This is a genomic window from Lysobacter sp. ISL-50, from assembly GCF_018612875.1.
Taxonomy (GTDB): Bacteria; Pseudomonadota; Gammaproteobacteria; order Xanthomonadales; family Xanthomonadaceae; genus Lysobacter.
This window is the reverse complement of record NZ_JAGGRI010000063.1, coordinates 1-9,281: the sequence shown is the minus strand read 5'-3', so window position 1 is coordinate 9,281 and position 9,281 is coordinate 1. Positions and strand designations below refer to the sequence as shown.

The 9,281-nt window shown below is 67.0% G+C and carries 8 protein-coding genes; 3 read left to right on the top strand and 5 right to left on the bottom strand.

The genetic code is table 11. From position 1 onward, the window contains the following. Window positions 1-485 precede the first annotated feature (485 nt). Complete coding sequence (locus tag J7J50_RS24065; RefSeq protein WP_215061190.1) at window positions 486-2,081, bottom strand: M20/M25/M40 family metallo-hydrolase; 1,596 nt, start codon at window positions 2,079-2,081, stop codon at window positions 486-488. A 286-nt stretch (window positions 2,082-2,367) separates the two neighbouring features. Between J7J50_RS24065 and J7J50_RS24060 the strand changes: the two genes are divergently transcribed. Together J7J50_RS24060 and J7J50_RS24055 are read left to right on the top strand one after the other, a co-directional pair. Then, window positions 2,368-3,588: an acetylornithine/succinyldiaminopimelate transaminase gene (locus J7J50_RS24060; RefSeq protein WP_215061192.1), complete on the top strand. Its 1,221-nt coding sequence runs from the start codon at window positions 2,368-2,370 to the stop codon at window positions 3,586-3,588. Window positions 3,589-3,855: 267 nt separating this feature from the next. After that, the gene (locus J7J50_RS24055) at window positions 3,856-5,970 is read left to right on the top strand and encodes a TonB-dependent siderophore receptor (protein WP_215061194.1); all 2,115 of its coding nucleotides are present in this window, start codon (window positions 3,856-3,858) and stop codon (window positions 5,968-5,970) included. A gap of 66 nt (window positions 5,971-6,036) precedes the next feature. On the opposite strand, the gene hemL is transcribed toward J7J50_RS24055, so the two are convergent. Then, window positions 6,037-7,320 (bottom strand): glutamate-1-semialdehyde 2,1-aminomutase, encoded by a 1,284-nt coding sequence (gene hemL / locus J7J50_RS24050; RefSeq protein WP_215061196.1) that lies wholly within the window; start codon window positions 7,318-7,320, stop codon window positions 6,037-6,039. Next, window positions 7,313-7,951: a thiamine phosphate synthase gene (gene thiE, locus J7J50_RS24045; protein WP_215061198.1), complete on the bottom strand. Its 639-nt coding sequence runs from the start codon at window positions 7,949-7,951 to the stop codon at window positions 7,313-7,315. Before thiE ends, hemL begins: the two co-directional genes overlap by 8 nt. A gap of 69 nt (window positions 7,952-8,020) precedes the next feature. Here thiE and J7J50_RS24040 point away from each other — a divergent pair, with 69 nt between their 5' ends. Beyond that, window positions 8,021-8,212 (top strand): rubredoxin, encoded by a 192-nt coding sequence (locus J7J50_RS24040; protein WP_057945264.1) that lies wholly within the window; start codon window positions 8,021-8,023, stop codon window positions 8,210-8,212. A 75-nt stretch (window positions 8,213-8,287) separates the two neighbouring features. Here J7J50_RS24040 and J7J50_RS24035 read toward each other — a convergent pair whose 3' ends face one another. Beyond that, complete coding sequence (locus tag J7J50_RS24035; protein WP_215061200.1) at window positions 8,288-8,731, bottom strand: DUF192 domain-containing protein; 444 nt, start codon at window positions 8,729-8,731, stop codon at window positions 8,288-8,290. 331 nt (window positions 8,732-9,062) lie between these two features. Beyond that, window positions 9,063-9,281 (bottom strand): hypothetical protein (locus J7J50_RS24030; RefSeq protein WP_215097594.1); only part of this gene is annotated, 219 nt, incomplete at its 5' end.

Sequence of the window (9,281 nt, the reverse complement as noted above, 5' to 3'; positions counted from 1 at the left end):
TGGCGCGCTTATTGATCTTGCGGGACGCCAGGGCTTTGGTGGCGTTGGCGATCACGCCACCAAAGATCAAACGCTAAAAGCAGATCAAACGCTAAACGCTTCCGCCATAGAGCGGCGGGTCACTTTCTTTGTCCAAAGCCACAAAGAAAGTAACCAAAGAAAGGGCTTTAGGCTGTTTCGAATCAAGAGCCACGAGTGCGATGCCGATGCAGGCAGGTTCCACATTGGGCATCCTGCCCAAGGTGGAACCCGGCGCACGTCCATGTGCGCCGCCCTTCGGGTGTCCCTGGTCTCGCGAGTAACAAGCTGCGCCGGGCCAGAGCAAGTGCGAAGCCCAAGCCCAAGCAAGTGCGAAGCCAGAGCAAGCGCGAAGCCAGAGCAAGCGCAGTGCCAGAGCAAGTGCAGAGCAGTTTCATCAATTGCTGCGGCGGATGCTCGGCCGTGCCGAAGCCCGCTTCACGCTGAAGCAGCCGCGTGAACCGGCCTTACTTACCCGACTGCTTCAACGCATCCGACAACGAATACAGCAAGTCCACATAGAACCGCTCCACCTGCACCAACCCCGCGATCTTCGACCCCGCCTCCGGCTCGATCACCATGTACTCATTCGGCGCATGCGCCCCGTTGCCGTGTCCGAGTCCGCCGGCGATCATCGGCAAGCCCAAGGTCTGCGTGAATACGTAATACGGCGCACTGCCGCCGATACGCGGCGCCACCGGCGGCGTCTGTCCGTATTTGCGATAGACGCCCAGCGCAGCGCGGGTCAGCGGTGCATCGACCGACGTCTGCGCCGGCGGATAACCGGACAGCTTGCGGATCTCGATGTCCTGGAACCCTTTCGCGTCCAACTGTTTGCGGATCAAGGCCAAGGCCTGATCCGGCGTCTGGTTCGGCACCAGCCGCGAATCGACCTTCGCCACCGCGCGATGCGGCAGGATCGTCTTCACGCCTTCGCCGGTATAACCCGCGACCAGACCGTCGATGTTGAGCGTGGTGTCGAACAACTCCGCGGCCGCGGCCTCGCGAACGTTGCGGCCGTTCTTCCAGCGCGCCGCGCCCAGGCCTTCGAGCTGTTTGGCCTGCTCGCCCTCGGCGGCACGCACGATGCCGTTGAACAATCGCTGCTCCTCGGCATTGGGCGCGCGAATCGCGTCGCGATAGCCGGGCACCGCGATTTCGCCATCGGGCGTGGTCAACGTCGCCAAGGCCTGCACCAGCCGCCAACTCGGCGAGTCGAGCTTGGCCGCGAGCGAGCCATGCACCTCGTTGCGCTGCGGGCCGCCGGTGGCCGGATTGCCCTTGGCCTCCAGCTCCATGTACAAGATGCCCTTGACGCCGAGGAACATCGACGCCTGCCCGTCGCGGTTCTGGGTGTTCATCGGAAAGAACACGCCGTCGGCCTTGCGCAGTTGTTCCTGGTACTTGGCCACGACCTCGGGGTAATGAGGCGAGCCGAGTTCTTCTTCGCCTTCGGCCAGCACGATCAGATTCACCGGCGGCTTGCCGCGGGTCTTGATCACCGCGTCGAGCGCGTTGAGGAACGCGCGCTGCGGCCCTTTTTGATTGGTCGCGCCGCGCGCCATCAACACTTTGCCGAGCTTGGGTTCATCGACCAGCGAACCGGCGAAGGCATTGACCTTCCAGCCGGTCGGCTCGATCGGCTGCACGTCGTACATCATGTAGACCACGAGGGTGTGCGCGGCGCCGGCGTCGTAGTAACCGTAGACGCCCGGATGGCCGGAGGTCGGCACCAGCGCGGTGTCGCGGAAACCCAGCTTGGACAGATCATCGCGCAGCAGCTCGGCCATCTGCGCGATGCCCTTGTTCTGCGCGCTGATCGACGGCTGCCGCACCCAGCGCTGCAGTTGCGCGACATCGGCTTCGCGCTGCTTGTCCAACTGCGCGTACACGTCGGCGTAGTCGCCGGCGTAGGCGGGCACGGAACTGGCGTCGAAGGCCTGGGTTTCGGTGATGACGATCCTGGGCGGCGCGGCGAACGCCGGGCTCAGCGCCAGCATCAGCGCGGCGGACAGCGCGGCGATCGTAAACGGAGGAGCGATACGGCGACAGCGTGAACTCATGGCGTTTCCCTCGTCGTAGGTAACGTTGAATCGGCGTTCGAGCAGCGATCGGACGGCGTTCGCGGACCGGGTCCCGAGCGGGACGCGCGGTCGCACGCGCCGTTGCCTGGGCGCCGGCTGATGATGCCCGCATTGCCGCCGCAACAGGGATGGCGGCGGTCGCGTTCCCGGCCCCGCGCCGTCGCCCGGCCGTGCCCAAGCCGCCTTGCCCGGCCTTCGCCACTGCACGCGCCACAGCGATCGGCGACAATGGCCGTTCCGTTCCCCTCGCCGCATCGACGCCCCCATGGATACCGCCTCGCTGTACGCCCTCTCCGAGCGCTACTACCTGCCTGTCTACCGCCCGCGCCGGATCGTGCTCGATCACGGCAAAGGCTCGCGCATCTGGGATCTGGACGGCCGCGAATACGTCGATTTCGGCGCCGGCATCGCCGTCAACGCGCTCGGCCACGCGCATCCGGCGCTGGTCGCGGCGCTGACCGAGCAGGCCGGCAAGCTGTGGCATACCAGCAACGTCTTCATCAGCGAGCCGCCGCTGCATCTGGCCGAGCAACTGGTCGAAGCCTCGGGTTTCGCCGAGCGCGTGTTCCTGTGCAACTCCGGCGCCGAGGCCAACGAGGCGGCGATCAAGCTCGCGCGCAAGTGGGCCACCGCGCAGGGCCGCGAGCCCGAGCGCCGGGTGATTCTGAGTTTCCGCGGCAGCTTCCACGGCCGTACCCTGGCCGCGGTCACCGCCACCGCGCAGCCCAAGTACCACGAAGGGTTCGAGCCGCTGCCGCCGGGTTTCCGCTACAGCGATTTCAACGATCTGGCCGCCGCCGAAGCGGCGATGGCCGACGGCGCGGTGTGCGCGGTGCTGGTCGAGCCGGTGCAGGGCGAGGGCGGGGTGACGCCGGCGCGGGAGGATTTCCTGCGCGGCCTGCGCGAGTTGTGCGATCGCCACGACGCCTTGCTGATCCTGGACGAGATCCAATGCGGCATGGGCCGCACCGGACACTTGTTCGCCTGCCACGGCTACGGCGTGAAGCCCGATGCGGTGACCTTGGCCAAGGCGCTGGGCAGCGGTTTCCCGATCGGCGCGATGCTGGTCGCGAGCAAGGCCGCGCAGGCGATGCAGTTCGGCGCCCACGGCACCACCTTCGGCGGCAATCCGCTGGCGGCAGCGGTGGCCGGCGCTGCGTTGCGCGAACTGCGCTCGCCGCAGATCGCGGCCAATGTCGAACGCCAGGCGCTGGCGATTCGCGATGGCCTGGCCTCGCTGGACGCCGAGCTGGGCCTGTTCGCGGAAGTCCGCGGCCGCGGCCTGATGATCGGCGCGCAACTGCGGCCCGAGCATGCGGGCAAGGCCGGCGAGATCCTCGACCGCTGCATCGAACACGGCCTGCTGGTTCTGCAGGCCGGACCGGACGTGCTGCGCTTCGTGCCCGCGCTCAACATCGGCGATGCCGACATCGCCGACGGCCTGTCGCGCCTGCGCGCGGCGCTGCTGCAGTTCCTCGGACGCTGAGGCCGATGGCCGGCGCGCGCGGGCGGGATCGCCGGTGAGCGCGACGGCCTGCCCGCGCTCAGCGATCGCGCCAGCCTGGATCGTCTGGCCGAGCGCATCGCCGCGCGGCTTTGATCGGGCGCTCAAGTTCGGTTTTCCGACCTGATCGCCCCGGCGACGGTATTTCGCCGCGCGCCCTGGCGGCCGATCGCATTCACAGGGCTTTACGTGGGTATTTCATTCAAACGATAATAATTCTCGTTTGCTTCAGCCCTCGGAGTCCCCCGCATGCCCCGCAGCCATCTTCCGGCGCCCTTGGCCCTGGCCATCGCCTTTTCCCTGAGCGCGCCCGCTCTGGCCGCCGTCCCCGCGGAGGTCGCCGACGCGCCCGATCCGCAGGCCACCAATCTCGACCACGTCGTCGTCCAGGGCCAGGCCAGCGGCTACAAGGCCGCCAACGCGATCACCGCGACCAAGACCGACACGCCGATCGGGGAAACCCCGCAGGCGATCACCGTGGTCACCGGCGAGCAGATGCGCGACCAGGGCGCGCAGAACGTCCAGGACGCGCTCAACTACGCCGCCGGCGTGCGTTCGGAGGCCTACGGCCTGGATTCTCGCGGCGACTGGACCCTGATCCGCGGCAGCGATCCCACCGAATACCTCGACGGCCTGCGCAGCGCGTACAACTACTACACCAGCACCACCCGCACCGATCCGTACATGCTCGAGCGCATCGAAGTGCTGCGCGGACCGTCGTCGATGCTGTTCGGACAGGGCAGCACCGCCGGCGTGATCAACCTGGTCAGCAAGCGCCCGCAGGCGCAGACCCAGCGCGAGATCGGCGTGCAGGTCGGCAGCTTCGACCGCCGCCAGATCAACGCCGATTTCACTGGCCCGCTGACCGCCGACGGCACCTGGCTGTATCGGCTCGTCGCCCTGTACCGCGACAGCGACACCCAGGTCGATCACGTCAACGACGACCGCCGCCTGATCGCGCCGTCGCTGACCTGGCGTCCCAGCGAAGACACCTCGTTGACCTTCATGCTGCGCTGGCAGCAGGACCGCACCGGTTCGACCTCGCAGTTCTTCCAGTGGAGCGGGCTGATTTCGCCGAATCCGAACGGGCGTATTCCGGCCAGCCGTTTCATCGGTAATCCCGGCGACCACTACGACACCGACCACCGCAGCGCCGGCTGGTTGTTCGAACATCGCTTCAACGAAAACTGGACCTTGCGCCAATCGTTCCGCGCCTCGCGCAACGAAGTCGATTACGTCACCGTCTACGCCGATCCCTTCAGCAATCCGCTCAATCCCTTCGTCGATCCGCAGCAGCGCGTGATCAACCGCGAGGGCTGGTTCGCCCACAACGAGGCGCGGATGCAGAACATCGATCAGCACGTCGAAGGCCATTTCGGCACCGGTCCGGTCAAGCACCAGATGCTGCTCGGCCTGGATGCGCAGCGCTTCAAGCAGAGCGAGGCGCAAAGCTTCGACGGCGCGCCCGAGCGCGGCGGCACGCTGCCGCCGATCGACGCGTTCAATCCGGTCTACCTGCCGTACACACCGCCGCCGCTCGGCGCCGCGGTCGACACCAGCCAGCGTCAGATCGGCCTGTATCTGCAGGATCAGATGCATATCGGCGAGCATTGGATCGTCGTCGCCGGCCTGCGCCACGATCGGGCCAAGAGCGGCAAGGTCGGCGCGGCCGACGAAAAATCCAGCGCCACCACCAAGCGCCTGGGCGTGATGTTCCACGACTGGGCCGGCTGGTCACCGTATGTGAGCTACAGCGAGTCCTTCACTCCGTTGGCCGGCACCAACGCAATCAGCGGCGCACGCTACACGCCGCAGAAGGGCGAGCAGGTCGAAGCCGGCGTCAAGTTCGAACCGGCCGGGCGCGAGCTGAGCTTCACCGCCGCGACCTACGAACTGCGCGAAGAAAACCGCCTGGTCGCCGATCCGTCGAATCCGAACAACAACCTGCAGGTCGGCAAGACCAAGGTCAACGGGCTGGAACTCGAACTCACCGGCAAGCTGACGTCCAGCTTCGAGATCACCGCGCACTACAACTATCTCGACAATGACAAGCAGCTGACTCCGGCGCCGCGCCATCAGGCCGCGGTGTGGGGCAAGCAGCGTTTCAGCGTCGGCGGCCGCGACGGCTTCGCCGCCGGCCTGGGCGTGCGCTACTTCAGCGATTTCGTCGAGCCGCCCAGCCCGACCACGCCGTCGGTCGTTCTCGGCGATGCGATGGTGTCTTACGACGTCGGTGCATGGCGCTGGGCGCTCAATGTCACCAACCTCACCGACAAGCGTTATTTCAGCTACTGCGGCGGCCGCGGCGATTGCTGGTTCGGCGCGCGGCGCAACATCGGCTTGAGCGCGACGTTCACGTTCTGATCGCGGTTGCCGTAACGAAAAGGCCGACGCATCGCGTCGGCCTTTTCGTTTGCGAAGCCGGTTCGCTTACAGCGCGGCGAACGCCGCCCGCGCCGCTTCGATGGTCTGGGCGATTTCGGCCTCGCCGTGCGCGCTGGAGACGAATCCGGCTTCGAACGCCGACGGCGCCAGATACACGCCGCGCTCCAGCATGCCGTGGAAGAAGCGATTGAAGCGCTGGGTATCCGAACCCATTGCATCGGCGAAGCTGCGCACCGGTCCTTCGCGGAAATACAGGCCGAACATGCCCGGCGCGCGGGTGGTGTGGAACGCCACGCCGGCCTCGCGCGCGGCCGCCTCCAGGCCGTCGCACAGCGCATGCGTGCTGCGTTCCAGCGCATCGTGGAAGCCCGGCGCCTGGATCAGCTCCAGCGTCGCCAGGCCCGCGGCCATCGCCACCGGATTGCCGCTGAGCGTGCCGGCCTGGTAGATCGGGCCGCTCGGCGCGACCTGGCTCATCAGATCGCGGCGGCCGCCGTAAGCGCCGACCGGCATGCCGCCGCCGATGATCTTGCCGAAGGTGCTCAGGTCCGGAACGATGCCGTAGCGCTGCTGCGCGCCGCCGAGCGCGACCCGGAAACCGGTCATGACTTCATCGAAGATCAGCAGCGCGCCGTGCCGAGTGCACAGCTCGCGCAGATGCTGCAGATAACCGTCTTCGGGCAGGATGCAATTGGCGTTACCGACGATGGGCTCGATGATCAGGCCGGCGATGTCGTCGCCGGCTTCTTCGAACAAGCGCGTGGCGGCGTCGAAATCGTTGTAGGGCAGGGTCAGGGTGAGATCGGCCAGCGCCGCCGGCACGCCGGGCGAATTCGGCAGGCCCAGGGTCAGCGCGCCGCTGCCGGCCTTGACCAGGAAGCTGTCGCCGTGGCCGTGGTAGCAGCCTTCGAATTTCACGATGCGGCTGCGGCCGGTCGCGCCGCGCGCCACCCGGATCGCCGACAGCGTGGCTTCGGTGCCGGAGTTGACCATGCGCACCATCTCGCAGCTCGGCACGATGCGGGTGATGGCTTCGGCCATCGTCACTTCCAGCGGGTTCGGCACGCCGAAGCTCAGGCCGTTGCGCATGGTCCGTTCGACCGCGGCGAGCACCTGCGGATGGGCGTGGCCGGCGATCATCGGGCCCCACGAGCCGACGTAGTCGATGTAGCGATTGCCGTCGACGTCGAACAGATGCGCGCCTTGCGCGCGCTCGGCGAAGAAGGGCTCGCCGCCGACCGATTTGAACGCGCGTACCGGCGAATTGACGCCGCCGGGCAGCAGTTGCGATGCGCGGGTGAACAGGTCGTGGGAGCGTGGGTTATTCATTGGATTCTTCTTCGAAACAGGAAAGGTAGGCGGCGGCCGCGGCGGCGGGATCGGGCGCGTCGAACACGCCGCTGATCACCGCGAGCAGGTCGGCGCCGGCGAGCACCAGGCCGCGCGCATTGTCCGGGGTGATGCCGCCGATCGCCACTCGCGGCAAGCCCAGCGCCGCGGCTTGTTGCAGCAGTTGCGGCGAGGCGCGGCGCGCATTGGGCTTGGTCGGCGAGGTGAAGAACGCGCCGAAGGCGACGTAGCTGGCGCCGTGGGCGGCAGCGGAACGCGCCAGCGCGATGTCGTCATAGCACGAGGCGCCGAGGATCGCGGCATCGCCCAGGGCGGCGCGCGCGGCGGCCAGTTCGCCGTCGTCTTCGCCCAGATGCGCGCCGTCGGCGCCGATGTCGGCGGCCAGGCGCCAGTCGTCGTTGACGATGAGCGGCACGCCGCGCGCCCGGCACAGTGGCAACAGCGCCAGGGCCTGCTGCCGCCGCAAGCCGGCATCGGCCTGCTTATTGCGGTATTGCAGCCAGGCCGCGCCGGCCTCCAGGACCGTGGCGACCCGGGCCGCGAGCCGCCCGCTGTCGGGTTCGTCGGGCGTGATCGCGTACAGGCCGCGCCGCGGCCAGGATGAATGCATGGGTCAGCTTCCGTCGGGGAGGGCGGGATGGGACAATGCCCGTCCCGCAACGCCAACCATTATCCGCCCATGTCCGAGATCGCCGCGACCACCGCCTACCGCACCTGGATGTGCGTCGTGTGCGGCTTTATCTACGATGAGTCCAAGGGCCTGCCCGAAGAAGGCCTGGCCCCGGGCACGCGCTGGGCGGACATCCCCGACACCTGGACCTGCCCGGACTGCGGCGTGACCAAGGACGATTTCGAGATGATGGAGGTCTGAGCCGCCGGCTCCGACCTCATGACGTCCGCGCGATAACGGCGGGCGATACGGTTCGGCCGGCCCACGCCGGCGCCGTCAGTCGATTCCGGGACCGAACTTCATTTCGTCCCCGCTCTCCAGCTTCAGCTTGGCCGCCTGGCCGGCATTGAGCTCCAGCACGTATTTGGCCGGCGCGTCGCTGGGATAGGGCGGGCAGCGGTCGCCGGCCGAGCACGGCGGCACGTCGCGCTGCTGCGTGACCAGCCTGCGCTTGCTGTCGAAATACAGGACATCCAGCGGGATATGGGTGTTCTTCATCCAGTAGGCCTGCGGCGTTTCGGCCTCGTGCACGAACACCATGCCGTGATCGGCCGCCATCTCATCGCGAAACATCAGCCCGCGCTGGCGGCTTTCGTCGGTCTTGGCGACCTCTACCCGATAGCGCTGGCCGCGGACCTCGACCCAGCTTTCCGCCGAGTCCGAAGCGCAGCCGGCGAGCGCCGCGGCACAGGTGAGCAAGAGCGCGAACCGCTTGAGCATGGCGTAATTCCTTATAGCGCGATGGATGGCGCGACCATCGGCCAGCACGGGGCGATCGTCAAGCCGAAAATTTTTTCGTTTTTCTCGCTGCGACCCCTTCCCCAACCCTATGCGCATCTGCATAATGCGCGGCCCCGCTGACGGGTTGTATCGGTCGATGGGGAGCGCGGAAGACAGCGGATTCGGCAGGAGTTGACGGTCGAAGACGATGCTGTAAGATGCGCGGCCCGCCGCCCTGTTCATCGAGTGGTTGGGGCGCAGAAAACAGCGGTTTCGATGGGTAGTTGACGCATCGGAAACATGCTGTAGGATGCGCGGCCCGCAGGTCGGTTTAACCGGATGCGGAGCGCGGAAAACGGCGGTGACGACGAGGTGGTTGACGAGTCGGAAACATGCTGTAAGATGCGCGGCCCGGTGAGACGGAAGCTTCGGAAAACGAAGCGGAAGACGAGTCGGGAAGCAGCAAGAAGTTTCGCGGACAGGTGTTGACGTTCACGAAAACTGCTGTATAGTGTGCGGCTCGCTCGGCCACTTCGGTGGCGAGTACGAA

What these genes read in the sequence shown, in the direction of transcription:
- J7J50_RS24065 (WP_215061190.1), bottom strand. Translation starts at nt 2,081, where the DNA reads ATGAGTTCACGCTGTCGCCGTATCGCTCCTCCGTTTACGATCGCCGCG.
- J7J50_RS24060 (WP_215061192.1), top strand. Translation starts at nt 2,368, where the DNA reads ATGGATACCGCCTCGCTGTACGCCCTCTCCGAGCGCTACTACCTGCCT.
- J7J50_RS24055 (WP_215061194.1), top strand. Translation starts at nt 3,856, where the DNA reads ATGCCCCGCAGCCATCTTCCGGCGCCCTTGGCCCTGGCCATCGCCTTT.
- hemL (WP_215061196.1), bottom strand. Translation starts at nt 7,320, where the DNA reads ATGAATAACCCACGCTCCCACGACCTGTTCACCCGCGCATCGCAACTG.
- thiE (WP_215061198.1), bottom strand. Translation starts at nt 7,951, where the DNA reads ATGCATTCATCCTGGCCGCGGCGCGGCCTGTACGCGATCACGCCCGAC.
- J7J50_RS24040 (WP_057945264.1), top strand. Translation starts at nt 8,021, where the DNA reads ATGTCCGAGATCGCCGCGACCACCGCCTACCGCACCTGGATGTGCGTC.
- J7J50_RS24035 (WP_215061200.1), bottom strand. Translation starts at nt 8,731, where the DNA reads ATGCTCAAGCGGTTCGCGCTCTTGCTCACCTGTGCCGCGGCGCTCGCC.